General features: G+C 69.1%; 23 protein-coding genes. 9 read left to right on the top strand and 14 right to left on the bottom strand.

Annotated elements, in window-relative coordinates; translation table 11 throughout:
• The 5 genes from Q0R63_RS03125 to Q0R63_RS03105 all read left to right on the top strand — a co-directional run.
• Positions 1-424 (top strand): sulfite exporter TauE/SafE family protein (locus Q0R63_RS03125; protein WP_295693844.1); only part of this gene is annotated, 424 nt, incomplete at its 5' end.
• A 374-nt stretch (positions 425-798) separates the two neighbouring features.
• Positions 799-2,073 carry an alkaline phosphatase family protein gene (locus Q0R63_RS03120; protein ID WP_295693841.1) on the top strand — a complete coding sequence of 425 codons (1,275 nt, stop codon included), beginning with the start codon at positions 799-801 and terminating at the stop codon, positions 2,071-2,073.
• Positions 2,070-2,387, top strand: a complete 318-nt coding sequence (locus tag Q0R63_RS03115) for a hypothetical protein (protein ID WP_295693838.1) — start codon at positions 2,070-2,072, stop codon at positions 2,385-2,387. Before Q0R63_RS03120 ends, Q0R63_RS03115 begins: the two co-directional genes overlap by 4 nt.
• 18 nt (positions 2,388-2,405) lie before the next feature.
• Positions 2,406-3,215 carry an alkaline phosphatase family protein gene (locus Q0R63_RS03110; protein WP_295693835.1) on the top strand — a complete coding sequence of 270 codons (810 nt, stop codon included), beginning with the start codon at positions 2,406-2,408 and terminating at the stop codon, positions 3,213-3,215.
• Between the two features lie 240 nt (positions 3,216-3,455).
• Positions 3,456-3,878, top strand: a complete 423-nt coding sequence (locus Q0R63_RS03105; protein ID WP_295693832.1) for a hypothetical protein — start codon at positions 3,456-3,458, stop codon at positions 3,876-3,878.
• An 80-nt stretch (positions 3,879-3,958) separates the two neighbouring features.
• Here Q0R63_RS03105 and Q0R63_RS03100 read toward each other — a convergent pair whose 3' ends face one another.
• Positions 3,959-4,414 carry a group 1 truncated hemoglobin gene (locus Q0R63_RS03100; RefSeq protein ID WP_295693830.1) on the bottom strand — a complete coding sequence of 152 codons (456 nt, stop codon included), beginning with the start codon at positions 4,412-4,414 and terminating at the stop codon, positions 3,959-3,961.
• A gap of 324 nt (positions 4,415-4,738) precedes the next feature.
• On the opposite strand from Q0R63_RS03100, the gene Q0R63_RS03095 reads away from it, so the two are divergent.
• Positions 4,739-5,647, top strand: coding sequence for a class II glutamine amidotransferase (locus Q0R63_RS03095; protein ID WP_295693827.1), 909 nt, complete (start codon positions 4,739-4,741; stop codon positions 5,645-5,647).
• Between the two features lie 8 nt (positions 5,648-5,655).
• On the opposite strand, the gene Q0R63_RS03090 is transcribed toward Q0R63_RS03095, so the two are convergent.
• The 6 genes from Q0R63_RS03090 to Q0R63_RS03065 all read right to left on the bottom strand — a co-directional run bounded on the left by Q0R63_RS03090 (position 5,656) and on the right by Q0R63_RS03065 (position 11,540).
• The gene (locus tag Q0R63_RS03090) at positions 5,656-6,036 is read right to left on the bottom strand and encodes a hypothetical protein (protein ID WP_295693825.1); all 381 of its coding nucleotides are present in this window, start codon (positions 6,034-6,036) and stop codon (positions 5,656-5,658) included.
• 155 nt (positions 6,037-6,191) lie between these two features.
• Positions 6,192-7,025, bottom strand: coding sequence for a carbohydrate ABC transporter permease (locus Q0R63_RS03085; protein ID WP_295693822.1), 834 nt, complete (start codon positions 7,023-7,025; stop codon positions 6,192-6,194).
• The gene (locus Q0R63_RS03080; protein ID WP_295693820.1) at positions 7,025-7,960 is read right to left on the bottom strand and encodes a sugar ABC transporter permease; all 936 of its coding nucleotides are present in this window, start codon (positions 7,958-7,960) and stop codon (positions 7,025-7,027) included. The genes Q0R63_RS03085 and Q0R63_RS03080 overlap by 1 nt, the downstream gene beginning before the upstream one ends.
• A gap of 22 nt (positions 7,961-7,982) precedes the next feature.
• Positions 7,983-9,308, bottom strand: coding sequence for an extracellular solute-binding protein (locus tag Q0R63_RS03075; RefSeq protein WP_295693816.1), 1,326 nt, complete (start codon positions 9,306-9,308; stop codon positions 7,983-7,985).
• 72 nt (positions 9,309-9,380) lie between these two features.
• Entirely contained in the window at positions 9,381-10,877 is a 1,497-nt protein-coding gene (locus Q0R63_RS03070; RefSeq protein WP_295693813.1) for a glycoside hydrolase family 36 protein, read from the bottom strand.
• 33 nt (positions 10,878-10,910) lie between these two features.
• Positions 10,911-11,540: a hypothetical protein gene (locus tag Q0R63_RS03065; RefSeq protein WP_295693811.1), complete on the bottom strand. Its 630-nt coding sequence runs from the start codon at positions 11,538-11,540 to the stop codon at positions 10,911-10,913.
• A gap of 179 nt (positions 11,541-11,719) precedes the next feature.
• On the opposite strand from Q0R63_RS03065, the gene Q0R63_RS03060 reads away from it, so the two are divergent.
• Both Q0R63_RS03060 and Q0R63_RS03055 read left to right on the top strand, forming a co-directional pair.
• Positions 11,720-12,871 carry a glycoside hydrolase family 27 protein gene (locus Q0R63_RS03060; protein ID WP_295693808.1) on the top strand — a complete coding sequence of 384 codons (1,152 nt, stop codon included), beginning with the start codon at positions 11,720-11,722 and terminating at the stop codon, positions 12,869-12,871.
• Positions 12,872-12,894: 23 nt separating this feature from the next.
• Positions 12,895-13,089, top strand: a complete 195-nt coding sequence (locus Q0R63_RS03055) for a hypothetical protein (RefSeq protein WP_295693805.1) — start codon at positions 12,895-12,897, stop codon at positions 13,087-13,089.
• Here Q0R63_RS03055 and Q0R63_RS03050 read toward each other — a convergent pair.
• On the bottom strand, positions 13,031-14,110 hold the full coding sequence (locus Q0R63_RS03050) for a LacI family DNA-binding transcriptional regulator (RefSeq protein WP_295693803.1): 1,080 nt from the start codon (positions 14,108-14,110) through the stop codon (positions 13,031-13,033). The genes Q0R63_RS03055 and Q0R63_RS03050 overlap by 59 nt on opposite strands.
• A 142-nt stretch (positions 14,111-14,252) precedes the next feature.
• Here Q0R63_RS03050 and Q0R63_RS03045 point away from each other — a divergent pair, with 142 nt between their 5' ends.
• The gene (locus Q0R63_RS03045; protein WP_295693799.1) at positions 14,253-17,609 is read left to right on the top strand and encodes a glucodextranase DOMON-like domain-containing protein; all 3,357 of its coding nucleotides are present in this window, start codon (positions 14,253-14,255) and stop codon (positions 17,607-17,609) included.
• 57 nt (positions 17,610-17,666) lie between these two features.
• Here Q0R63_RS03045 and Q0R63_RS03040 read toward each other — a convergent pair whose 3' ends face one another.
• From Q0R63_RS03040 to Q0R63_RS03015, 6 genes are all read right to left on the bottom strand, one after another.
• Positions 17,667-18,056, bottom strand: coding sequence for a LuxR family transcriptional regulator (locus tag Q0R63_RS03040; protein WP_295693796.1), 390 nt, complete (start codon positions 18,054-18,056; stop codon positions 17,667-17,669).
• Between the two features lie 112 nt (positions 18,057-18,168).
• Positions 18,169-18,639 carry a hemerythrin domain-containing protein gene (locus Q0R63_RS03035; RefSeq protein ID WP_295693793.1) on the bottom strand — a complete coding sequence of 157 codons (471 nt, stop codon included), beginning with the start codon at positions 18,637-18,639 and terminating at the stop codon, positions 18,169-18,171.
• Positions 18,639-19,367: a respiratory nitrate reductase subunit gamma gene (gene narI / locus Q0R63_RS03030; protein WP_295693790.1), complete on the bottom strand. Its 729-nt coding sequence runs from the start codon at positions 19,365-19,367 to the stop codon at positions 18,639-18,641. The genes Q0R63_RS03035 and narI overlap by 1 nt, the downstream gene beginning before the upstream one ends.
• Positions 19,364-20,065, bottom strand: coding sequence for a nitrate reductase molybdenum cofactor assembly chaperone (gene narJ / locus Q0R63_RS03025; RefSeq protein WP_295693787.1), 702 nt, complete (start codon positions 20,063-20,065; stop codon positions 19,364-19,366). The genes narI and narJ overlap by 4 nt, the downstream gene beginning before the upstream one ends.
• Complete coding sequence (narH, locus tag Q0R63_RS03020) at positions 20,062-21,711, bottom strand: nitrate reductase subunit beta (RefSeq protein ID WP_295693783.1); 1,650 nt, start codon at positions 21,709-21,711, stop codon at positions 20,062-20,064. Before narH ends, narJ begins: the two co-directional genes overlap by 4 nt.
• A partial coding sequence (locus Q0R63_RS03015; RefSeq protein ID WP_295693781.1) for a nitrate reductase subunit alpha occupies positions 21,711-24,700 on the bottom strand: 2,990 nt, incomplete at its 5' end. The genes narH and Q0R63_RS03015, both read right to left, overlap by 1 nt.

Genomic DNA, 24,700 nt, shown 5'->3' with positions numbered 1-24,700 from the left:
CACGCTCAAAGCAAGCGAGCTCGTCGGCACCGACCTGCTCCAGGCCGTACCCCTCGTCGCGTCAGCAGCCCTGGGTCACGTGCTCTTCGGCGACTTCCAGCTCGCCCTCACGCTCTCGCTGCTCCTGGGATCGATCCCCGGGGTGTGGATCGGTGCCCAGCTCTCCTCACGGGCTCCCGGGGGGCTCGTGCGCCGGGCACTGGCCTTCGTCCTGCTCGCCTCCTCACTCAAGCTGCTGGGGGCCTCGAACCAGCTCACCGGCGCCTTGTTGGCCGCGGCGCTGCTCGTGGGCCCACCGCTGTGGATCCTCGCGCGCCGGGCCCACGGCCTGCCTGCCCTCGCTCGTCGGGCCAGCGTGCCGGAAAAGGCCCTCGTGGATGCCCCGGCGACCGTCCCCCAGGACACCGACGACCGCACGTCCTAGACCGGATGGAGCGACCCGCTCGGCCAGTCCGACAGTGTGAGGAGGCCGCGGGGGTCTCTGAGCGCACGAGTGTCGGGCGAGGGACCTGACGGCAGAGGGCTCGAGGTGTGAGGTCGCAGCGGCCTCGAAGCTGCAGCGGCCGGCTGGGATCGGGTCACGACCGGTCACCCACAGGAGCGGACCCAAGCCGACTGCGGTCGCTGCATCGTCGGGCTTGACCCGGCGGGGTGGTATTTCGCGCTCAGAGACTGCCGCGAGGGGGACGAGCACCACGTTTGTCGGTCCCTCAGCCACTGCGTGAAGGGCAGATGAACACTGGGGTGAACGACACGATGGGGACCCCGGCATTCGTTGGTCCCCTTTACCGTTACGGGGTGCATCTGACTCGACGACACCTGCTGACCTCAGCTGCAGCCGTGGCCGGTGGGGTGACCCTCGGAGTTCCGCTGCTCACCCGGACGCCGGCCGAAGCGGCCGTGCCCCTGCCCGCGCCCGGCGATTCTGGCATCGACCACATCGTGGTCGTGATGATGGAGAACCGGTCGTTCGACCACTTCCTCGGGTGGCTGCCGGGGGCCGATGGCCGCCAGGCCGGGCTGACGTATACGGACCGGTACGGCGCTACCCATGGCACCTATCACCTGACGCAGTCCGCGAGCTGCGGCCACTCCGACCCCGACCACTCCTACGAGGGCGGCCGGATCCAGCTCAACGGCGGGAAGGCCGACGGGTGGCTGCGAGCGGGCGAAGACGACCTGCTCCCGATCGGCTACTACGAACAGGCCGACCTCGGCTTCCTCGGCCAGGCCGCGCCGGGGTGGACGACCTGCGACCGGTACTTCGCCCCGGTGATGGCCGAGACCTACCCCAACCGGTTCTACCTGCATGCGGCGCAGACCGACCGTCTGCACAACTCGACGACGACCTCGACGATGCCCACGATCTGGGACCGGCTCGCCGCGGCCGGCCTGACCGGGCGCTACTACTTCTCCGACATCCCCTTCCTCGCGCTGTGGGGCACGAGCTACCTCCCCATCTCCCAGCCGTTCCCGGCGTTCCTCGCCGACGCCGCAGCCGGAACCCTGCCGCAGGTGAGCGTGGTCGACCCGCGCTTCCTCGACGAGGCATCCGGGTCGTCCAACGACGACCACCCGCACGCCGACATCCGGGCCGGGGAGACCTTCCTCAACTCGGTCTACCAGGCGGTGACGACCAGCCCTCACTGGGAACGGACCATGCTCGTGGTGACCTTTGACGAGTGGGGCGGCTTCTACGACCACGTCGTGCCCGGGACCGCACCCGACGTCAGCCCCACGACGAAGCAACGCGGGTTCCGCGTGCCCACGATCGTCATCTCCCCCCGAGCCCGCCGCGGCCGGATCTCTCACGCAACCTACGACCACACCTCGATCCTCAAAGCGATCGAGTGGCGCTGGTCCCTTCCGCCGCTCACCCCACGCGACACCGCTGCCCGCAACCTCGTCGAAGTGCTCGACTTCACCCGGCCGGGCTCGCTCGCCGCACCGGCATACACCGTGCCGCCGTTCGTGGCCACGACCTGCACCCCGGCCCCGGTCACCGGACCGGAACAGGCTGAATGGCCCGACCTCAAGGCCAAGGCCCTCACCGACGGATGGACACTCCCGTGAACAACACTCTGCGCCAACGGTTCTCCCGTCGTGTGGGAATCGGCGCCGCGGTTACCGCCGTGACCGCTGCCCTCCTCGCAGCGTCGTCCGGACTCACCGCCAGCGACGCGGCATCCGGGATCGCGGCCTACGTCCCACCGGCCAAGCACGTGTTCGTCATCAACATCGAGAACAAGGGCTACGACAAGACGTGGGGTGCCGGGTCAGCGGCGCCCTACCTGGCGAAGACGTTGCGGGGCAAGGGAGTCCTGCTCAACACCTACTACGGGACGGCCCACAACAGTCAGCCCAACTACGTCGCCCAGATCTCCTGACAGGGGCCGAACCCGCAGATGCAGTCGGACTGTCAGATCTACTCGGCCTTCGTCGGCGCCGGCACCGTCGCGCCCGGCCAGGCCGTCGGCGACGGCTGTGTCTTCCCCGCGACGGTGCCGACCGTCGCCGACCAGCTGAGCGCCGCGGGGCTGAGCTGGAAGGGCTACATGGAGGACATGGGCACGGCCTGCCGCCACCCCGTGGTCGGGACGCAGGACCCGACGCAGACCGCGCACGTCGGAGACCAGTACGCCGTGCGCCACAACCCGTTCATGTACTTCGCCTCGGTCACCGGCTCGGCCGACTGCGCGACGCACGTCGTCGACCTCAGCAAGCTCAAGACGGACCTCCGAACCGTCGCGACGACCCCGAACCTCACCTACATCACGCCCAACCTCTGCCACGACGGCCACGACGCGCCGTGCGTCGACGGCCAACCGGGCGGTCTGCTCAGCGTCGACGCGTGGATGCGCCAGTGGGTCCCGAAGATCCTCGCCTCCCCCGCGTTCGCGGCCGACGGCGTCCTCGTCATCACCGCCGACGAGTCCGACAGCCCCCAGAGCGACGCGACCGCCTGTTGCGGGGAGAGCGCCGGCCCCAACTCTCCCCTCCCGGGCATCACCGGCCTCGGCGGCGGCAAGATCGGCGCCCTGGTCATCTCGAAGTACGTCACTCCGGGCACCTGGAGCACGACGAGCTACAACCACTACTCGCTGCTGGCATCGCTCGAGGACGTGTTCCGACTGCCCTACCTCGGGTATGCCGGGGCGACCGGCCTCAACCGCTTCGGCCTCGACGTCTACAACAGCGGGTGGAACGCCGGCTGAACGCCGGAGGGTCACCGGGTATTCGAATACGAGTCTGCATTGTCCTTGCGCATCCCCATAAAGCGGCTGCGGCCTCAAGTTGGCATTCTCGTGCCCTGTGTCAATGAGGAGAGGCTAGCCTTATGTTGGGGACGGTTGAGTTAACCTCAACTTAAGCCCCCGATAGCCGGAACGTGACGAATTGGGTCGTAGCGTCAATTGCGCGGTTCCTCCTTCTTTCCTCCGACTAAGGACCTCCTCATGACTGACACCACGCGCACCACGAGAGCCTCCCCCGACACCCGCACGCCCGGCGCCCGCAACACCGTCTACTCCGTGACGGTGGGCGTTACCGGCCTCGTGATACTTCTCCAGGCCCTGTGGGCCGGACTCTTCATCAAGGAGGGCATGGACTACCAGGACACCTGGGTCCGGGTGCACGACCTCGGCGCCAAGGCCAGCATCGTGCTGGCCCTCGTCGCCCTCGTCATCGCCGTGGTCACGCTGCGCTCGCGCCGCGACCTCATCATCGGGACCGCAGTCCTGCTCGTGCTGCTGGCTGCCGAGGGTCACCTGGGCAGCCTGATCGGCGACGCACCCTGGGTCACCTCCATCCACTTCCCCCTCGGGATGGCCCTCATGGGTCTTGCCGTGTGGCTGCCCTTCCGCTCGCGCCACGTCTGAAACGGTGACAGCCCGGAGCCCGGCAGGACCTCACGGTCCCGCCGGGCTTCGTGTTCCGTGAACCCGCCGGGCGGTGATCGCTAGGCGGTGACCACCTGCGAGCGGTAGCGCTCGATGATGCCCATGAACTCTGTGGTCTCCTCTTCAGGAACTCCGAGGTAGAAGAGGGTGGACTCGATCTCCATGTAGACGGCGTCGAACCCGTCCTTGTCGATGCTGAGGTTCTCGTGCGCCACGGTCATGTCGTGGCCGATGTAGCACTTCGGACCTCCGGTCGCTTCGATCGACCAGGCAGTGACCAGGAACTTGTAGCCGGCGGCATTCGCGCTGTTGCCGTGATGTTCGTGGACCGCTGCGTTGGCGTTGACCCTGACGTTCTTGAACAGCCGGTCCACGAGGACATCCACGGCGCCGGCGATGCCGTAGCAGCCGCCGAGGCGCTCGTAGAGACTCGCGTCAGCCGAATGCACCTCCGCGGCCATCGACGGGTCGGCCTCGGGGGCGAGTCGCCGGGTGTCGGGAACGTTGACGGTCATGATGCTCTTCCTTCCATCGGATGGAGACCTGCCGCGGCAGCGCACAGGCCCTTCGAGAGGGTCGCGCCGTATAGGCGGCTGGGCCGGGGCACAACGAGCCCGGCGTGACGCAGGGGCCGAGCGGCGAGGATGCGGAGAGCGCAAACTCCCCTGAGGGCCTGCCCAGATCCGTGCATGGGTCCTCCGTCGCCGCTCGTCATCGAGTGAGTAGAAAATACCTCACGCGAGAGCAATGTGGTGTCGGAAGTCCCGCGATTCCCCTGCGGGTCTGTTTTCACGGGCCATCCTGAGGGTGTGCCCGCTCCATCGATGTGAGGAGGACCCATGTGTCGCCTGTTCGCGCTGCACGCCGGAGCCGAACGCGTCGCGGCCACCTTCTGGCTCGTCGACGCCGCCGACAGCCTCTCCGCGCAGAGCCACCGCAACCCCGACGGTGCCGGCATCGGTGTCTTCACGCCCGACGGGACACCGGTGGTCGACAAGCAGCCCCTCGCTGCCTGGCAGGACGACGAATTCGCGTCAGCCGCCCGGACGCTTCGCAGCTCGACGTTCGTCGCCCACGTGCGTTACGCGAGCACCGGCGCCCGCACCCTCGCCAACACGCACCCGTTCACCGAGTGCCGGCGGGTGTTCGCCCACAACGGCGTCCTGGCCGATCTCCCGTCGATCGACGCGAGGTTGCGAGCACGGGGAGCCGGGCACCTCGTGCACGGGGACACCGACAGCGAGCGGCTGTTCGCGATGATCACGGCCGAGACGGCACGCTGCGGCGGCGACGTCACAGCCGGACTGACGGCGGCCGTCGCGTGGGTCATCGACCAGGTCCCCGTCTATGCCCTCAACCTCGTCATGGCCACCGCGACCGACCTCTGGGCGCTCCGCTACCCGGACACCCACGAGCTCTACGTGCTCGAGCGACCCCCAGGGGGCACCGGCCACGGCCGACCCCTGGAGGCACGGACCACGCGGATCCACGCCCGATCTCAGCACCTGGTGTCGCGGCCCGCCGTGGTCGTCGCCAGCGAGCCGATGGATGACGACCCCGGATGGCGGCTGCTCGACCCCGGCGAGCTCCTCCACGTCGACGCGGCGCTGCGGCTCACGTCCACCGGCCCGTTCCGGTCGACCCCGCGTCACCTGCTGCGTCGTTCCGACCTCACCCCCGACGCGGAGGCCTCTCAGCACCCTCAGCACCCCGGGCTGCCCACTCACCGGGGGCCGGTCCGGCGCTGATTCCTGCGCTACTCGGGCCGCTGTTGCTCTGGGGACACCGCATCATCATGGACCTCTCCGAGGAGGGCCCGGTCGCCCGCCGCCGAGGTCCGGTCGCCCTTGGCGTCGACCCGGTCCAGGGCTGCGTGCCGGCGGGCAGGCAGGTCCGCGCCGTAGCCACTCTGGTGCTGCGGGGAGGTGAACGCCTGCACGTCAGCGGCACGGTCGCGCGCAGCCGCCACCCGGTCCCGGTCGTCTGCCTCGACGTCGCGGACATCGGCGGCCTGACAGACGCTCTCGACGGTCTCGAGGTGGGCCGGTCGAGCGGCCTCGAGCTTGGCGAGCCGGTCGGCAAGAGCGGACTCACGCTCCTGCAGGTCCGCCTCACGCTCCTCGATGTCGGGGGCCAAGCCATCCTCGATGTTGGTCAGCGTGTCACTATGACACCCGGACGCGTTGCTCGGACCCTCGGCGATACCCCAATGTTTCCAAAGGCATTCGGGGAGGTGGGGTGCGCCCGCTGCTTGGTGAGGTGAATCGGCACCGCGGCCACAGACACCTCCGTCTACTTCACGGCGCCACCGGTGATGCCGGAGATGATCCGACGCTGGGCCACGACGAAGACGACCAGGAGGGGCAGGCTCATCATGATCACGTAGGCGAAGATCAGGTTCCAGTTGTTCTGGTAGAGGTTGCTGCTCGCGACGGCGTAGAGGTTCAGCGGCAGGGTGCTCACCGCTCCGCCGCCGAGGACGAAGAACGAGTAGAAGACGTCGTTCCAGATGTAGAGGCAGACCAGGATGGTGGCCGTGGCGATCACCGGCCGCAGCAGCGGCAGGATGATCCGGACGAAGATCATGAACGGTCCGGCGCCGTCCATCCGGGCGGCCTCCTCGAGCTCAACCGGGATCGTCCGCACGAAGCCGGTGATGAAGAAGATCACCACCGACATGTACATCCCCATGTAGACGAAGATCATCCCCTGCGGGGTGCTCGCCAGACCCATCTGGCGCAGCAGCAGGACGATGGTGATGACGGCCGGCGGGAGGACGACGCCACTGATCCCCGCGCCATACAGGGCAGCCGTCAGCCGGCCCGAGCGGCGGGCCAGCACCCACGAGGCGAGCGACCCGAAGATCAGCACCCCGATCACCGCGGGCAGCATCACCAGCAGGCTGCCGAACAGGCCCCACAGGATCCGGCCCTGGCTGAACGCCTGGGCGTAGTTGTCGGCGAGGTGCCACGCCGACGGGAGGGTGAGGTCGGGGAGGTTCGCCTCGCTGCGGGACTTCGCGGAGGTGATCACGGCCAGCCACAACGGGATCCCGATGACGACGGCTGCGAGGACGACCGCGATCGTCGGCTGGACCACCCGCGGCCAGAGCTGCGACCTGTACATCAGAGGACACGCTCCCTCTTGCGCAGATAGCCGATCACGGGGAAGGCGAGGACCGTGACGATGAGGAACAGCACCAGGCTCATCGTCGTGGCCTGGGCGAAGAGTCCGTAGCCGAAGGTGTGGAAGATGAAGATGTCGAGGACCTCCGTCTTCTGCGCCGGTCCGCCGGCGGTCGTCGCCTGGATCGTGTCGAACCCGTTGAGCGATCCGAGCAAAGCGGTGGCGACGTTGAACGTCACCGCCGGGGCGAGCAGCGGCAGCCGCACCGCGGTGAAGGTCTTCCACGGTCCGGCGCCGTCGACCTTCGCCGCCTGCAGCACCTCCTCGGGGATCGTCTTCAGCCCGGCCAGGAAGATGATCATGGCCAACCCCATCCACTTCCAGGAGTTGACGAGGGCGACGACGACGATCGTCCAGGTGGTGCTCCCCAGCCACGGGATGCTCACGTGGGTGCCGGTCAGGGCACCGAGTATGCCGTTCACGGCCCCCTCGGGCTTGAGCAGCGCCGCGAAGATGTAGCCCACCGCGAGGGCGGACATCAGCACCGGGATGAAGAACACCGCGCGAATCGCCCTGTTGAGCCTCGTGTCCCGCTCGAGCAGCAGCGCCAGACCCAGCCCGAAGAGGTTCTGGAAGACACCCACGAGGACGGCATACACCAGCGTGATCCGCAGCGAGGCCAGCAGCGAACCGTCCGACAGCAGGGACGCGAAGTTGTCGAAGCCGACGCCCTGGATGTCGTCGTGGAACGCCGACCAGTTCGTGAACGCGTAGACGAAGTTGAACAGGGTGGGCAGGAAGAAGAAGACGCCGAGGATCGCGAACGCCGGGACCAGGAACCACAGGGGGTAGCCGCTCGACTGACGGCGGGGTGAGGACCGGCGCCGGTCGACGTCTGGAGAGCGCTCGAGCAGAGACGGAGCAGATCTGGACACTGGCGTCGGTCCCGTCAGCCGCTCAGAACCCGGAGACGCCGAGCGCCTTGGCCAGCTGGACGAACTGGGCCTGCGTGGTCGACCCGACCTGCTCCGGGGTCATCGTGTCGAGCACCATGTTGGCGAGGTTGACGTAGAAGTCGGGGTTGGCGACAGCATCCTGCTGCATCGATCCGGCGGCTCCGGTCAGCGCGGTGGCGTTGGTCGTGGCGATGTCGGGCACGGTGGACGGAGTGGGGACGGCCGGCTCCAGCGAGACGGCGTTGGCCGCCTTGATGTAGTCGGGGTAGTCGGTCTCCAGCCAGAACCGCAGGAACTGGCGGGCGGCGGCCTCCTTGGTGGCGTCACCGGTCTTGAACGCGACGAGCGCGTTGTCACCGCCGGGGATCGATGTCGCGATGTTGCCGTCCTTGGAGATCGGGAACCAGCCGATCTTCGCGTTGATCTGGGCCGTGCTCGCCCCGGACTGCAGCAGCGAGACGAAGGTCGTGTTCTGCAGCACCATCGCCGCCTTGCCGTTCAAGAGTGCCGGCGCCGACTCGTTGTAGGTCGAGGTGCCGTTGTCAGTGTTGAACAGCCCCTGCTTCAGCATGCCCTGGTAGGTCGTGATCGCCCCGAGGATGTCCTTGCCGGTGAACGAGTCCTTGTTGGCGTTGACCCGTTGCCACAGGCCGTTCTTGGCCGCCTCCGCGAGCAGCACCTGAGGCCACCACTGGGTCGGCCACTTGTCGCCGGCAGAGCCGAAGAACGGGGTGACGCCGCCGGCCTTCAGGGTGTTGGCGTCGGTGATCATCTCCGCGAAGCTCTTCGGTGGCGTCGTGATGCCGGCCTTGGCGAACGCGTCCTTGTTGTAGAACACGCCGAGCACCGAGGGGATGTTGACGAATGCCGCGTAGTGCTTGCCGTTCACCTGGCCGAGCGCCTGCACCGCCGGCAGCTGCTTGGACAGCCACGGGGCGCTGTCGAGCACCTGGAGTCCGGCAGCGGGCTTCAGCAGCGCGAGCTCGCTCCCGGTCGGCTGCCACGTGGCGAGGTCGGGCTTCGCCCCTGTCGCGAGCTTGGTGGGCGCGTTGGTCTCGTAGACATCGGGGATGATCACCTTGTTGATCGTCGCGCCGGTCTTGGCCTCGAACGCAGTGATCACCTGGTCGGCCATGGTGGCGGTCTGCGTCGCCGTCCAGTAGGTGAGCGTCACGCCCTTGAGGCTGGCGGTCGGCTCGTTCCAGGTCACCGCACCCGAGCTCGCGCTGGTGGAGCCGGGATTGGCGGCCGAGCAGCCGACGAGCACCGACGTCGCCGTCGCCACAGCTACCGCTACGACGCACGTGCGCCTTCTGTTCCTGTCCATGGCAGTTCTCCTCGTCATTGATTCGATCTCCGTCGTGCGGTGTCGTGCGGTGTCGTGCTGGGTGGTGGCGCGTCAGCTGGGGTGCATGTCGAGGCGGAAGAGTCGCGCGCCCGGACCGCCGGCGGACGGCAGGACGGTCAGCTCACCGGTCGACCGGCCCCACGTCGGCGTCCAGGAGGGGAGGCTCCTCGGGTAGTGGGTCGCGACCCCGACGGCCCGCCCCTGCCAGAACGGCAGCGGAAGGGTGACGGGGGTGCTGCGGCCGGGCGTCTCGGCGCGGGACCACACCGCGAGGTAGGCGCTCGACCCGAAGCGCAGGCCCATCGCGACGACGTCGTCGAACCAGCCCGGCAGGGCCAGGGGCCAGAACGGCGTGGTGTCACAGAGGTGCTCGCGGACCTCCTGGTATGCCGCGACCCCCTCACGCACGAGGCCCAGCTCGTGCGCGCTCATGGCGTCGATGCGTCCGGAGAGATAGAGCCGGCCGACGAGTCCGTTGACCATGGCGAAGGCGAGCTCTTCGTCGGACATCCCCGGCTGCGGGTAGGCCCAGTTGCCGGCCTGCTCGGGCAGCAGGGATGCCGGGGCAGCAGCGGCGATGGCGGCATACAGGCGGGGGTCCTGCTGGTCGGACGTCGACTGCAGGTCGAGGCGCGACATCATCGCGTAGTCCATCCGCATCGCGCCCGACGCGCAGTTCTCGAAGATGACATCCGGGTGCCGGTCGAGGATGCCGTCCAGCCAGCCCAGGTGCGCCCGGTTGTGCTCCAGCAGACCGTCTCCCGGGCTGAGCGCGTCCCGGTCGGTCCCGGCGCCGGGAGTGACGTTGTAGTCGAGCTTGAAGTAGCGCACGCCGTGGTCGTCGACGAGCCGGTCCACGACCGAGTCGAGGTGCTCGCGCGCCGCCGGGTGGCGGAGGTCCAGGAGGAACCTCGAGTGCTCGACCACCCGCTCGCCGAACCGCTGGAGGAACGCCTCGTCCGGCAGCTTGTCGGCCATCGGGCTGCGCACGCCGACGACCTCGGGCTCGAGCCACACGCCGGCCTGCATGCCGCGTGCGCGGATGTGGTCCAGGACCCGGTCGAGCCCGCCGTCGGGGAACCGGCCCGTGAAGGGCAGCCACTCACCGACGCTGTCCCACCAGTGGCCACCGTCGTCGTACCAGCCGGCATCGACGCAGAAGTACTCGGCTCCGGCCGCAGCGGCAGCATCGACCAGCGGCAGCAGCTTGGCCGTCGTCGGGTCACCCATCAGGGTGTTCATGTAGTCGTTGAAGATCACCGGGAGCGAGGCGTCCACGGGGCGCTTGCGACGGATGGCGCGGCGCTGTGCCGTGAGTGCGGCCAAGGCACCCTCGTAGCCCTCGTCGGAGACAGCGACCGAGACCGGCACGCTCGTGAACGACCCGCCGGGTGCCAGCCGGGTGCTCCACTGGTGGTCGGCGTCGTTGGGACCGGTGACGACGAGCGCGAAGGCGTTCGGCGAGTCACGTCGGCTGTCGACCTCCCAGTGCCACGCGCCGTTGTGCTCGACCTGCCAGGACCAGGCACTCCCGGTCCGGCCGTTCACCAGGATCCCCGTCGGCAGGTACTCCCCCGAGGACTAGGTCGAGCGGCTGGCCGTCGCGAGGGTGCCCCGGCCGTCGTGGTCGTGCAGCCCGGTGTCGATGTCGGCCAGGCCGTCGGCCCCACGCAGCAGGAACGTCGCCCAGCGACCCTCGCCACACCACTCCGAGCGACCCCGCATCAACGACAGGTCCTCGGCCCGGTCACCCGGCTGCATCAGCGCGCCGGTCGCCAGCGACGAGACCATCTGCAGGACGACCGAGCGAGCCCCCCGGTTGACCACCTCGGTCCAGGTCTGCACCGCGGGCACGTCGGTAGCAGAACGGAACACGGTCGTCACCTGAAGGCCGGTCACGGTGTCGCGCTGGTGGATGCGCCAGGTGCGCCAGCCCCCGTGCGACGACTCCTCGTCGTCGACGTAGCGCAGGCGCGAGCCGACGTTGGTGTGCGTGAACCTCACGTTGGCGAGCGCGTTGCCCTCACCCAGCACCAGGACCTCGACCATCGGCTGGAGCCGCTCGGTGTAGGCAGGCTCCACCGTGGCGTCGGCGGCCACGCTCACGGAGGTGGCCGGGTCGAGCTGAGCGATGCGGACCGGCGCGTCGACGGGGATCTCGACCACCAGGCGCAGGCCCGAGTGGGCCCAGCGAATGAATCTGCTCGGCATCGAGCTCCTCCGGTGTGTCGTCCAACCCGTGAAAACGTCTATCAAGAAGTTCCATGAAAACGTAGATCAGAATTGTTGGCAAGGGGGGCCGAGCCGGTTCTGATAACGCTTTCATAACGGGGTCGGTCAGGTGGGACCGGGCTTGACCCGGAGTCACTCACCCAGGACGATTGCGCGTCGTGACCACCAATCAGACTGCGGCACCTCCGATCTCGGGCTCAGACAGCGCCGGCCAGCTCGCCCGAAGACCACCGATGGGGTGGAACAGCTGGGACTGCTACGGCACGACGGTCACCGAGGCCGAGGTCCTGGCCAACGCCGAGTTCATGGCGACGCACCTGCTGGCCGCGGGGTGGGACACCATCGTCGTGGACATCTGCTGGTACGACCCGGATGCCCATCGGCACGGCTACACCGACGGCACGAGCATCCGTCTCGATGACTGGGGCCGTCAGCTGCCGGCCGCCAACCGCTTCCCGTCGGCCGCCGGCGCCGCAGGCTTCGGTCCGCTCGCGGCGAAGGTCCACGCGCTGGGCCTGAGATTCGGGCTGCACATCATGCGCGGCATCCCCCGTCGGGCGGTCGAGCTCGACCTGCCCATCCTCGGGACGACGTGGTCGGCCCGGGACGTGGCCGACGTCTCGAGCGCCTGCCCGTGGAACGAGGACAACTACGGCCTGAACCACGACCATCCCGGAGCGCAGGTCTACTACGACGCCCAGCTGGCCCAGTTCGCCTCCTGGGGAGTCGATTTCGTCAAGGCCGACGACATGCTGACGCCCTACCACGACCGGGAGATCGCGGCATACGCGCGTGCGGTCTCGGGAAGCGGCCGGCCGATGGTGCTGAGCCTGTCCCCCGGTGACGACCTGTCGGTCGAGCACCTGTCTCATCTGCGGGCCAGTGCCCAGATGTGGCGGGTCTCCGGCGACCTCTGGGACCGCTGGCCCGATGTCCTGGCCCAGTTCGCGCGGATGGCCGTGTGGACACCACTGCAGCAGCCAGGGGCCTGGGCGGACGCCGACATGCTCCCGCTGGGGAGGATCGGCATCCGGGCCGAGCTGGGGGAGGACCGGGAGAGTCGGTTGAGCCCGGCCGAGCAGCAGACTCTGCTCACCTTGTGGGTGATGTCCCGCTCCCCCCTGATGATGGGCGGCGACCTGCCGACGAGCTCCCCGGCGACCATCGAGCTGTTGACCAGGTCAGCGGTGCTCGAGATCCTGACCGAGAGCAGCGACAACCGGGAGCTGGCCCGCACGGCCCTGGCCGGTGAGGGAGACGGCGACGATGAGAGCGACGGCGAGCTCATCGTCTGGGGGCCGACCGGCTGAGCGACCACGCCCGCTACGTCGCCGTGTTCTGGACCGGGCCGCAGGTCCGGACCGTCACGGTGCCGCTGGCAACGCTCGAATTCGACTCAGCGAGAACGCCGCTCGCATCCGGCACCGACCTCTGGACGGGCGACGAGGTCGCCCTCGCTGGCGACACCCTCACCGTGGACGTGGCCGCGCACGGCGTCCGACTCGTGCGCCTCTCGCCGGCCCCGTGACCGAGCGAGCAGGCGGTGGGCCGGAGCTCTCGCGCTCGATGAGGTGGATGGTGGAGGGGCTGGTCTGGGGACCGGGGCCCTCGTCCAGCTGCTCGACGAGGAACGCCAACGCGGTGCGGCCCAGCTCGACGAAGTCCTGGCCCATGGTCGTGAGCGGCGGGGTCCAGAGCGCAGCCAGTGGATGGTCGTCGAAGCCGACGACGCTGACGTCCTGCGGGATGCGCAGCCCGCTCACCTGGAGGGCCTTGATGACCCCGAAGGCGATCTCGTCGTTGCCGCACAGCACCGCGGTCACGCCCGGGGTGCGGGCCAGGACGAGTCCGGCCTCGTAACCCGACTGCGACGTCCAGTCCGCCTCGAGCGTCTCCGGCACGACCGCACCGGCCGACTCCAGGGCGCTGCGCCAGCCGAGCGTCCGGCCGCTGGGTCGTCCCGATCCCGGCACCGACACGTGGTGCACCGTCGCGTGCCCGAGGCCGAGGAGGTACTGCGTGGCCTGACGTCCCCCGAGGCGGTCGTCGAAGAGCGCCCGGGGGATCTCTCTCCCGACGTCCGAGGAGCCGACGGCGGCGACCGGCAGGCCCTCCGGCAGGGCCTCGATGGCGCGCGTGCCCTGCGGGTCGAAGTCGAGCACGATGACGCCTGCGACCGGTTGCCCGAGGACGAGGTCGACCGCTGCGGCGACCTCGTCCTCACCTCCGGGGTCGATCACGGTGATGGCGACGAGGAGTCCGGCGGTGCGCGCCGCCTCCTCGATGCCCTGGATGCTGGTGGCGTAGCCGAATCGCGTGGTGTTGCTGGTGATGACGCTGACGATGGTCCGCCGACCGGTGACCAACATCCGGGCCGCGCCGTTGGGGCGGTAGCCGAGCTCCTGGACGGCCGCGAGCACCCGGTCCCGCTTGCGCTGGCTGACCGGCGGCGATCCCTTCAGCACACGCGAGACGGTGGGCACCGAGACCTCGGCCAGTCGTGCGACGTCAGCCAGGACAGGACGCTGGTGAGGACCTGCGCTGTTCACCAGAGGAACTGTAGTGAAGTCGTGCGGCGAGTCGCCCGGAACGACCGGCCCGACGAGCCGATGTCCGACGACCATGACACCCTGCAACCGGGGCCATCCCTGTCACTCCCTTTGTCAGCGCCGACGAAACCTGGAGCACCACGTGCACGATGAGCTGTCGACCCGCCCCTCGCTGCGGCGTTCCCGGTCCCGTTGGTCGGCGGTGGGTGCTGCTGCCGCGGTGATCACGGCACTGGTGTCGCCGCTGTCGGCGGCCGCGCAGAGCGCCCCCGCCGGCACCGCGGCGGCGGCCGACGGACCCGGTGCGGTGAGCCACCAGGACCAGTCCCGCAAGGACTGCGTGGGCACGGCCCGCAACCGGACCTCGAAGATCTGGTACACGATCGCCGACGGTGTGTTGTCCGACGTCTACGCGCCGACGGTCGACGCGACCAACGTGGAGACCATGCAGTACCTGGTGACCGACGGTTCCACCTTCACCGACCTGCAGACCCGCGACACCACCTACACGGCCTCCTCCGACCCGACCGGGATGATCTGCACGATCACGTCCACCGCGAAGAGCAAGGCCTACAAGCTGGTCAGCACCTACCTCACCGACCCGACCCGGGACAGCGTGGTGGTGCACACGCAATACGTTGCGCTCACCGCGGCGGCCAGGCAGTTCCAGCTCCTGGTCCGGCTGGACGCCAACGCCGGCGGCAACGGCGGCGGGGGAACCGCCAACGGCGGCGCCGACTCGGCCGTGGTGGACACCACCTCCGGCTCCCCGGTGCCGGTCTCGTTCGACCGGAGCACCACGAGCCAGGCGAGCCGCGCGTATGCCGTGCCCTCCTTCCTGGCGCTGCGGGCCGACCAGCCGTTCACCACGGTCAGCTCGGGCTTCGTCGGTCAGGCCACCGACGGCCTGACCCAGCTGGACAGCACCCACACGCTGAAACCGGTCACCCAGAACGCGATTGACGGCAACGTCGAGCAGACCGCCGCGATCACCCGCGCCCGGGACGGCTCGGCCACCCTGGCCCTGGGCTTCGGCACCACCCGGGCTGGGGCCGTCGCCACCGCCGGCGCGACCGTGTCGACCTCCCTGCCCACGATCGTCGCCGGCTACGAGAAGGGCTGGCTCACCTATGACGCGGGCCTGAGGTTCCCGTTGCTGACCACCCCGTCGATGACCGGGCCGCAGCGGCGCACGGCCACCGAGAAGTACTACCAGTCCGCCAACGTGGTCAAGGCGTCGGAGGACAAGACGTTCCCCGGGGCGATCGTCGCCGGCCTGGACGCGCCGTGGGGCCAGTCCATCGCCGCGAACAACCCGGGCAACCTGTTCTCCACCGGATACCGCGAGGTCTTCGGTCGGGACCTCTACGAGGCCTGGACCGCGCTCTACACCGACGGGGATGTCGCCACCGCGCGCGACACCGTCCGCTACCTGCTGCTCACCTCCCAACTGGCCGACGGGTCCCAGCCGCGCAACTCGCTGCTCGACGGCACCAAGGCGCCCGACGCCTTCAACATCCAGCTCGACGAGGCGGCATACCCGATCCTGATGGCGTGGCAGTCCGGGATGGCCGGCGACGACGCCCTGTGGCCGCACATCCAGGCGGCGGCGAACTTCCTCATCAGCCACGGACCGAGCTTCGGCGTGGAACGGTGGGAGGAGCAGACCGGATACTCGCCGTCCACCATCTCCGCGGAGATCGCCGGGCTCGTCGCGGCCGGGACCATCGCCCGCCAGCACGGTGACGCCGCCGACGCACGGATCTGGCTGGCCACCGCCGACCAGTACCAGCGGAGCATCAAGACCTGGGGCGTGACCTTCACGGGCAGCCTGTCGGCGTCGCCCTACTTCATCCGCCTGTCCAAGACCGGCGACCCGGACGCGGCGATCAGCTACAACCTGGGCAACGGCGGTGCCACCGTCGACCAGCGCGACGTCGTCGACCTCGGGTTCCTCGAATACGTCCGGCTCGGTGAGCTGCCGGCGAGCGACCCGGTCGTCGCGAGCTCGTTGGCCGTCGCCGACGCCACCCTGATGAAGTCGACCGCCAGCGGCTCCGGCTGGCTCCGCTACAACGGCGACGGCTACGGCGACTGCGTCGTCGGTCAGGGCACCAGCTGCCCGGTGACCGGCGCACCCTGGAACGGCGACGGCACCTTCACCGGCCTCGGTCACCCCTGGCCGGTCCTCGGGGTGGAACGGGCCCAGCAGTACCTCGCCCAGGGGAAACCCGGCGCGGCGGCCGCGCAGCTGGTCACCGTGAACAAGGAGAACTCCGGGCCCGGGTTGGTCCCGGAGCAGGTGTGGGACTACCCCGACCTGGCGAGGTCGCCGTACGGTACGGACCCCGCCGTCGCCTCCATCGGGTTCACCAACGGCCAGGCCGACGGGTCGGCGTCTCCGCTGACCTGGGCCGCGGCCTCGCAGGTCCGCCTCACCGCCGACCTGGCCGCCGGCCGGGCGCTCGAACAACCCGCAGCCGTCCGCGACCGCTACCTCACGCACCCGCAGGGCGGCACAGCCCTGTCGGTGACCAGCCCCACCGACCAGACCGCGGTCGGAGCCCAGATCACGGTCAGCGGCACCGCCGCCCCGAATGCCCGCATCGACATCGCCGAGGTGGCCACCGACACCACCAACGCCACGACGGTCACCTCGGTGACGGCAGCCCGGAACGGCACGTTCACGGCGATCCTCACCTCGGCGCCCGGGACCAACACGCTGGTCATCACCTCGACCACCGCTGCTGGCACTGCGCAGGTCGTCCGCACCGTGGTCAGCGACGCCGTCAACGGCACCCTGATCTACGGCCAGGACGACCCGACCGGGGACGACAACGGACCCGGCACCTACGCCTACCCCACCGCGTCGGACTTCCACGCCGGGGCGTTCGACCTGACCAACTTCCAGGTCTACGACACCGGTACCACGCTCACGTTCCGCACCCGGACCGCCGACCTGACCAGCACCTTCGGCTCCGTCAACGGCGCCCAGCTCGTCGACGTGTATGTGCACGACCCCGGCGCGGCCACCTCGTCCACCGCGGCCGCCTTTCCGGGCCGCAACTACACCATCGCCCCGGCGGCGGCGTGGAGCCGGCTGATCGAGGTGGAGGGCTTCGGGGTCCAGAGCATCAGGGACACCACCGGCGCCAGCACCGGCACGGTCACCGTCGCCGCCAACTCGATCACGGGTTACACCACCTTCACGGTCGACAAGACCGCCCTCGGCGGAACACCCTCCAGGGGCTGGGGATTCACCGTCACCCTCACCGGCCAGGACGGCTTCAGCCCCGACCAGGCCAGGGCCTTCACCGTCACCCCCGGCGCCTACACGTTCGGGGTCTGCGCCCCGGGCGGGACCAGCCCCCTCTGCTCGGTCGAGCCCGGGGCCGTGCCGAAGGTGATGGACCTGCTGACCCCAGCCGGGGTGTCACAGGCCACCGAGCTGGACCCCACCATCGGGCCGGTCGTCCTGCACGACGTCACCATCCCCTGAGTCGTCGCGTCCGGCATCGAGGACGGCCCCCGACCGAGGCCCACCTCCCGAGGGCGCCTACGGTCGAGCCGTCGCCTCCTCAGCGGGGCCTGCCTGGAGGGCCACCGTGAGCAGCACCACGGCGTCGGTGCGGGCCTGGAGTGCGTGTCGTGCAGGAGGGATGTCGGTGATCTCGCCCTGGTCCAGGACCCGCTCGCCGTGTTCCCAATAGAGTCGCACCTGTCCCTGCACGACCTGCAGGGTCGCCGCGGGAGGCGCGTCGTGCTCGGCGAGCTCCGTCCCGGACACGAGCGCGATGACGGTGGCTCGAAGCAGAGAGCCGGAATGGATCGTCCGCGCTGCCCGCTGCGCCGGGTGGTCCCGGGCCTGCTCGAGGAGCTCGGCCGCAAGGCGCGGCAGCTGCTCCACCTCGGACCCGATGGGCCGGGTGTTGGTGTGCTCGGTCATGTCACTTCTCCCGTCCGCCTCGCGCAGCCCGGTTGTCGAGCTGGTCGTCACGACTGCGGTAGATGATGGAGGGCCGCATGCACCGGCCCCTGGGCGTGCTCGACACGGTGTCTCAGGTCGACGATGACAACCCGCTGCCGACCCGGGCCCGGATGTCGTCGATGAGCGTCCAGTCGTCGTTGCCCAGGACGCTCAACGTGGCGGGAAAGACCCCGTCCTGCTCCTTGAGGATGTGCTTTCTCAGGAGATCGAGGGCCTGGATGACCCGGGCCGGCCAGGTGGGATCCGCCGGGACACCAACTGCGCACTCGGCGAGGACGGCCTCGATGGCACGGTGCTCACCCTGCAGGACCTCGACCTGATCGGGGAACTCGACCGCCATCGCCGGGAAGAGCCCCTGCTCCTCGACGACGGTGTGGGGGATCAGGATGCGCGAGATCCGTCGACAGGCAGCGGCCGCGGTCGTGGTCCGTCTGTCGCGCAGGGCCCGGGTGACCTCGCCGATCTCGTCGACCACGGCGTCGTGCTCCACCGTCAGCTCCCGGATGGCGTTGATGCTCTGGCAACCGCAGTACTCGCACATCAGCCCACCCGGTCCCAGCCCCGGCGGGGGCGGTGGCTGCCGAGCCGGGTGTCGTCGCGGCTGCGGTAGACGATGTAGGGGCGCGTGACGTAACCGACCGGTGCGCTGAACACGTGCACGAGCCGGGTGAAGGGCCAGATGGCGAAGAGCCCGAAGGCCACGAGGGCGTGCAGCTGGAAGCCCAGCGGCGCGTTGGCCATCAGGTCGGCATTCGGCTGGAAGGCCAGGAACGAGCGGAACCAGACCGAGACGCCCTGGCGGTAGTTGTACTCCCCACCGATGGTCAGGATCGACCCGGCGATGGTGTTCCACATCCCCAAGGTGATCGCGGCGGCCAGGAACGCATACATGACCTTGTCCATGACCGTCGTCGCCGAGAAGACCGGGCCGGTGGTCCGACGGCGGTAGATGAGGATGGCCATGCCGACCACCGTCATGACGCCGGAGATGAGGCCGCCGACGACCGCAACCACGTGGTACGTGCGCTCACTGATGCCCACCGCGTTCGTCCACGACTCCGGCACCAGCAGGCCGATGATGTGGCCGCCGACGACGCCCAGCATCCCGAAGTGGAACAGCGGGCTCCCGATCCGGAGCAACCGGTTCTCGTAGAGCTGCGACGAGCGGGTGGTCCAGCCGAACTTGTCGTACCGGTAGCGCCACAGGTGCCCGACGACGAACGTCGTCAGACAGACGTAAGGGACGACGACGAAGAGGAACTCGCTCATGCGCGGGCTCCCGGGAAGGACGGCATCGGGAGCAGCACGGACCCGGACGCGGCCGCACCGGGGCTGAACTGGGGGCTGGCGAAGGGCGCCAGCCCCACCTCCTCCTCGGGGGGGCCCTCGGCGGCGAGGCGGCGTACGGCGTCGCGCTCGTCGCCGCGCAGCGGCGGGAGGGTGGCGGTGACCGCGTCGAGCAGGCCGGCCCACGGTGAGCCCAGGTCCCGCAAAGAGATTCGGAGCAGCTCCAGCCCGGCCCGGTGATCCAGCATGAGGTCGCGGCCCAGGGCCTGGTCGCCGGTGGCGGCGAACTCGAGGACGACGCAGAGGTGGTCGGGCAGCTCGGCGTCCGCGAGCTCGAAACCCGCGCTCAGGTAGGTCTGCTTGAACCGCAGCAGCGCCATGCCCCGTTTGCGGGTGTCGCCGTGCGCGAAGTAGGTCAGGAAGAGGTTGCACCGCCGGCGGGTGTCGAAGGTCTCGACGTAGTCCGCCTGCAGCTGCGGCAACGGTGTGTGTTCGAGGTGGTCCAGGAAGCCATGGAGGGAGCCCCCGATCGCGGGTGGCACGCCGGCAGCGGCCGACCTGAGCAGCTCGACGCGAGCCAGTAGTGCCTCGTCGGGATAGTCGAGGAGCAGCGAGACCGACTGCCACACGAGGGTGAGCTGATCGGGCGGCAGGGTCGGCTTCGGCCGGCGGGGGCTCACGAGTCCGGTCCCTTCGGCGGGAAGACGCCCGGTGGGGAGCCCTTGCCGTCCCAGTTGAGCAGGTTGACCCGGCGACCCTTGTTCTCCGGCCCGGTGAGCGAGTCGGAGGTCTGCCGGGCCTGGAGCATCTGGAAGTTCTCGACCGCGATCGGCGTCGGGGTGCCGGAGCCCTCTCCGAAGACGTCCTGCTGCCCGCCGCCGTAGTCCGAGACCGAGCACTCGGTGGACAGCTCCTCCAGCGAGTGCGCCTGCTCCGCGTGGGCCGGCGGGATCACGTAGCGCTCGTCGTACTTCGCGATCGCGAGGAGGCGGTACATGTCATACATCTCCTCCTCGGTCATGCCGACGGCAGCCGGGATCGCGCCGTCGGGGTCGCGGCCCATGTTGATGTCACGCATGTAGCAGCGCATCGCGCCGAGCTTCTTGAGGACGGCGTCGACCGGTGCGACGTCGCCGGCGGTGAAGAGCTCGGCGAGGTACTCGACCGGGATGCGGAGCGCGTCGATCGCGGCGAAGAGGTTGCCCGTGTCCTCGGCGTCCTCCCCGGTCTCGGCGACGACGTCGACCACCGGCGAGAGCGGGGGGATGTACCAGACCATCGGCATGGTGCGGTACTCCGGGTGCAGCGGGAGCGCGACCTTGTAGGTGTTGATCAGCGCGTAGATCGGGGAGCGCTGGGCGGCGTCGACCCAGTCGCGGGCGATGCCGGCCCGTTCTGCCTCGCGGATCACCTCGGGGTCGGAGGGGTCGAGGAAGACGTCGCGCTGGGCCTCGTAGAGTCCCTGCTCGTCCTCCTGGGAGGCGGCCTCGAGCACCTTGTCGGCGTCGTAGAGAATCAGGCCGATGTAACGCAGCCGACCGACGCACGTCTCGGCGCACACGGTCGGGAGCCCGACCTCGATACGCGGGAAGCAGAAGGTGCACTTCTCCGCCTTGCCGGTGCGGTGGTTGAAGTAGACCTTCTTGTAGGGGCACCCCGACACGCACTTGCGCCAGCCACGGCACTTGTCCTGGTCGACCAGGACGATGCCGTCCTCCTCGCGCTTGTAGATCGCCCCGCTGGGGCACGACGCCGCGCAGGAGGGGTTGAGGCAGTGTTCGCAGATCCGCGGGAGGTAGAACATGAACGTCTGCTCGAACTCGAACTTCACCTTGTCGGCGATCTTCTTCAGCATCGGGTCGCGGTGAGCGGTGGCCGTGGAGCCGCCGAGGTCGTCGTCCCAGTTGGCCGACCACTCGATCTTCATGTTGTTGCCGCTGATCAGCGACTTCGGGCGGGCGACCGGGGTGTGTGCCTGCGCTGGCGCGTCGGTGAGCGTCGCGTAGTCGTAGGTCCACGGCTCGTAGTACTCGTTGATCGAAGGCAGCTTGGGGTTGGAGAAGATCGTCATGAGGTTCTTGAAGCGGCCCCCCGCCTTGAGCTTCATCCGGCCGCGGGAGTTGAGCTCCCAGCCACCCTGCCACTTCTCCTGGTCCTCGTACGTGCGCGGATAGCCGAGCCCTGGCCGGGTCTCGACGTTGTTGAACCAGATGTACTCGGTGCCTGAGCGGTTGGTCCAGGCCTGCTTGCACGTCACGGAGCAGGTGTGGCACCCGATGCACTTGTCGAGGTTCATAACCATCGCCATCTGCGCCATGACCCTCATCAGTACGTCACCTCCTGGCTGCGCTTGCGGATGACGGTGACCTCGTCGCGCTGGTTGCCCGTCGGCCCGAGATAGTTGAAGGCAAAGGCCAGCTGGGCATAACCGCCGATCAGATGGGAGGGCTTCACGAGGAGACGGGTGAGCGAGTTGTGGATGCCGCCGCGCTTGCCCGAGGTCTCGGCCAGCGGGACGTCGATGAGCCGGTCCTGTGCGTGGTACATGTAGACGGTCCCCTCGGGCATCCGGTGCGAGACGATCGCCCGGGCCACGACGACCCCATTGCGGTTGACGGCCTCGATCCAGTCGTTGTCCTCGATGCCGACCTTGGCCGCGTCCCGGTCGCTCATCCAGATGTTCTGCCCGCCGCGCGAGAGCGACAGCATGAACAGGTTGTCCTGGTACTCCGAGTGGATCGACCACTTGTTGTGTGGGGTCAGGTAGCGGACGGTCAGGCCCTCGACCTGGCCGCCGGAGCCGTCGGAGATGTTGCCCAGGCCGGGTTCGGCGAATAGTGCCGCCATGTTGAGCGGGGGCCGATAGACCGGCAGGCCCTCGCCCAGCTCGGTCATCCAGTCGTGGTCGAGGTAGAAGTGCATCCGACCGGTCAGCGTGTGCCAGGGCTTCTTGCGCTCGACGTTGATCGTGAAGGGCGAGTAGCGGCGTCCGCCGGTCTCGGACCCCGACCACTCCGGTGAGGTGATCACCGGGACCGGCGGGCCCTGGGTGTCGGCGAAGGTGATCTGTTTGCCCTCGTGCTCCTCGGCCAGGTCGGCGAGCCGGACGCCGGTGCGTTTCTCCAGGGTCTTGAACCCCTGCGTCGCCAGGTGCCCGTTGGTGGTCCCGGACATCGCGAGGATCGCCTCACAGACGTGGACGTCGCGCCGGAGGGACGGACGTCCGTCCGCCACTCCGCCGCGGACGGCGCCGTTCTTGGCCCGAAGGTAGTCGACCTGCCTGCCCAGCTCGAACGTCACGCCCTTGGTGGTCGCGCCGAGCGTGTCCACCAGCGGTCCAAGCGCATTCATCTTCGCGGCGACCGCGCCGTAGTCGCGCTCCACCTCGACGAGCTTGGGCATGGTGACGCCGGGGATCGGCTCACACTCGCCCTTCCTCCAGTCGCGGACGATGCCGTGCGGGTTGGCCATCGCGTCAGGGGTGTCGTGCGTCAGGGCCACCGCGACCACGTCCTTGCGGACGCCGAGATGGGTGGCGGCCAGCTCGCTGAACTTCTCGGCGATGGTCTGCCAGGCGTCCCAGTCCGTCCGGGTCTGCCACGGGGGGGCGATGGCCGGGTTGAAGGAGTGGACGAACGGGTGCATGTCGGTGGTGTTGAGGTCGTGCTTCTCGTACCAGGTGGCGGCCGGCAGCACGACGTCGGAGAAGATCGTGGTGCTGGTCTGGCGGAAGTCGATCGTCATGAGCAGGTCGAGCTTGCCCTCGGGTGCCTTGTCCCTCCAGCGCACGTCGACCGGCCGCTGGCCCTCCGGCGTCTCCGCCGCCCGGAGCGAGGAATCGGTGCCCAGGAGGTGCTTGAGGAAGTACTCGTTGCCCTTACCGGAGGATCCGAGGAGGTTGGCCCGCCAGATCGACAGGATCCGCGGGTAGTTGCCCGGAGCATCCGGATCCTCCCCGGCGAAGTTCAGGTCACCGGACGTGAGCTGGTCGACGACATACTCCCCCACCGGTATGCCGGCGGCGGCCGCGTCGTCGCTGAGGTCGAGCGGGTTGCGGTCGAACGTGGGGTAGGACGGCATCCAGCCCATCCGGGCGCTCTGGGCGATCACGTCCGCGGTGGACTTGCCCGCGAGCTGCCCCTTGCCGGTGGTCGCCGACAGCGTGTCGGCGCCGAACTGGTCGTATCGGAACTGGTCGGTGTGCAGGTACCAGAACGCGGTCTGGATCATGTTGCGCGGCGGCCGGTTCCAGTCGAGGGCGTTGGCGATCTGGGTGTAGCCGGTGAGCGGGCGGACCTTCTCCTGGCCGACGTAGTGGGCCCAGCCGCCGCCGTTGACGCCCTGGCAGCCGGTGAGGTTGGTCAGGGTGAGGAAGGCGCGGTAGATGGTGTCGGAGTGGAACCAGTGGTTCGTGCCGGCACCCATGACGATCATCGAGCGGCCCGTGGAATCTTCGGCGTTCTGGGCGAACTCGCGCCCGATCCGGGCTGCGGTCGCAGCCGGGACGCCGGTGATGGTCTCCTGCCAGGCCGGGGTGTAGGGCGAGGTGGCGTCGTCGTAGCCGGTCGGCCAGACGCCGGACAGCCCTGGCCGGGCCACTCCGTACTGCGCCATCAGGAGGTCGAACACGGTCGTGACCAGGTGGCCGCCGACCCGGCGCACGGGCACACCGCGCGGCAGGTCTGCGGCTGCGCCGTCGGGGGTGTCGAAGCGCGGCATACGCACAACGACCGACTCGGCCGACGTCTCGAGCAGGGAGAGGACGGGGTCGACGTCTCCGAGCTCGAGGTTCCACTTCCCCACTCCCGCCTCGCCGTAGCGGTGTCCGAGGGAGCCGTTGGGGACGACGGGTTCCCCGGTCAGCGAGTCGATGACCACGGTCTTGAACGCGGCGTTCTCCTCGGACGCGTGGTCCGCGAGGTCGGCGGCGGTGAGGAACTTGCCGGCGGTGAACTCGCCGTCATCGCCGTCGTTGGACTTGTCGAGCCGGACCAGGTGGGGCAGGTCGGTGTAGGTCTTGACGTACTGCGTGAAGTACGGGGTCGTCTTGTCGACGAAGAACTCCTTGAGGACGACGTGGCCCATGGCCATCGCGAGCGCCCCGTCGGTGCCCGGCCTGGCCGGCAGCCACTCGTCGGCGAACTTCACGTTGTCGGCGTAGTCGGGGGCGACCGCGATGACCTTCTGGCCGCGGTAGCGCGCCTCGGTCATCCAGTGCGCATCCGGGGTTCGGGTGACAGGCACGTTGGAGCCCCACATGATCAGGTAGCCCGCATCCCACCAGTCCCCAGACTCGGGCACATCGGTCTGGTCGC

It is taken from the genome of Lapillicoccus sp. (assembly GCF_025353065.1).
Classification (GTDB): domain Bacteria; phylum Actinomycetota; class Actinomycetes; order Actinomycetales; family Dermatophilaceae; genus Lapillicoccus.
This window is presented reverse-complemented; position numbering and strand designations above follow the sequence as displayed.

Excerpts from the sequence above, each read along its gene's own strand:
- Q0R63_RS03110 (WP_295693835.1), top strand. The coding sequence starts at position 2,406 with ATGCAGTCGGACTGTCAGATCTACTCGGCCTTCGTCGGCGCCGGCACC.
- Q0R63_RS03105 (WP_295693832.1), top strand. The coding sequence starts at position 3,456 with ATGACTGACACCACGCGCACCACGAGAGCCTCCCCCGACACCCGCACG.
- Q0R63_RS03100 (WP_295693830.1), bottom strand. The coding sequence starts at position 4,414 with ATGACCGTCAACGTTCCCGACACCCGGCGACTCGCCCCCGAGGCCGAC.
- Q0R63_RS03095 (WP_295693827.1), top strand. The coding sequence starts at position 4,739 with ATGTGTCGCCTGTTCGCGCTGCACGCCGGAGCCGAACGCGTCGCGGCC.
- Q0R63_RS03085 (WP_295693822.1), bottom strand. The coding sequence starts at position 7,025 with ATGTACAGGTCGCAGCTCTGGCCGCGGGTGGTCCAGCCGACGATCGCG.
- Q0R63_RS03075 (WP_295693816.1), bottom strand. The coding sequence starts at position 9,308 with ATGGACAGGAACAGAAGGCGCACGTGCGTCGTAGCGGTAGCTGTGGCG.
- Q0R63_RS03065 (WP_295693811.1), bottom strand. The coding sequence starts at position 11,540 with ATGCCGAGCAGATTCATTCGCTGGGCCCACTCGGGCCTGCGCCTGGTG.
- Q0R63_RS03040 (WP_295693796.1), bottom strand. The coding sequence starts at position 18,056 with ATGACCGAGCACACCAACACCCGGCCCATCGGGTCCGAGGTGGAGCAG.
- Q0R63_RS03035 (WP_295693793.1), bottom strand. The coding sequence starts at position 18,639 with ATGTGCGAGTACTGCGGTTGCCAGAGCATCAACGCCATCCGGGAGCTG.
- narI (WP_295693790.1), bottom strand. The coding sequence starts at position 19,367 with ATGAGCGAGTTCCTCTTCGTCGTCGTCCCTTACGTCTGTCTGACGACG.
- narH (WP_295693783.1), bottom strand. The coding sequence starts at position 21,711 with ATGAGGGTCATGGCGCAGATGGCGATGGTTATGAACCTCGACAAGTGC.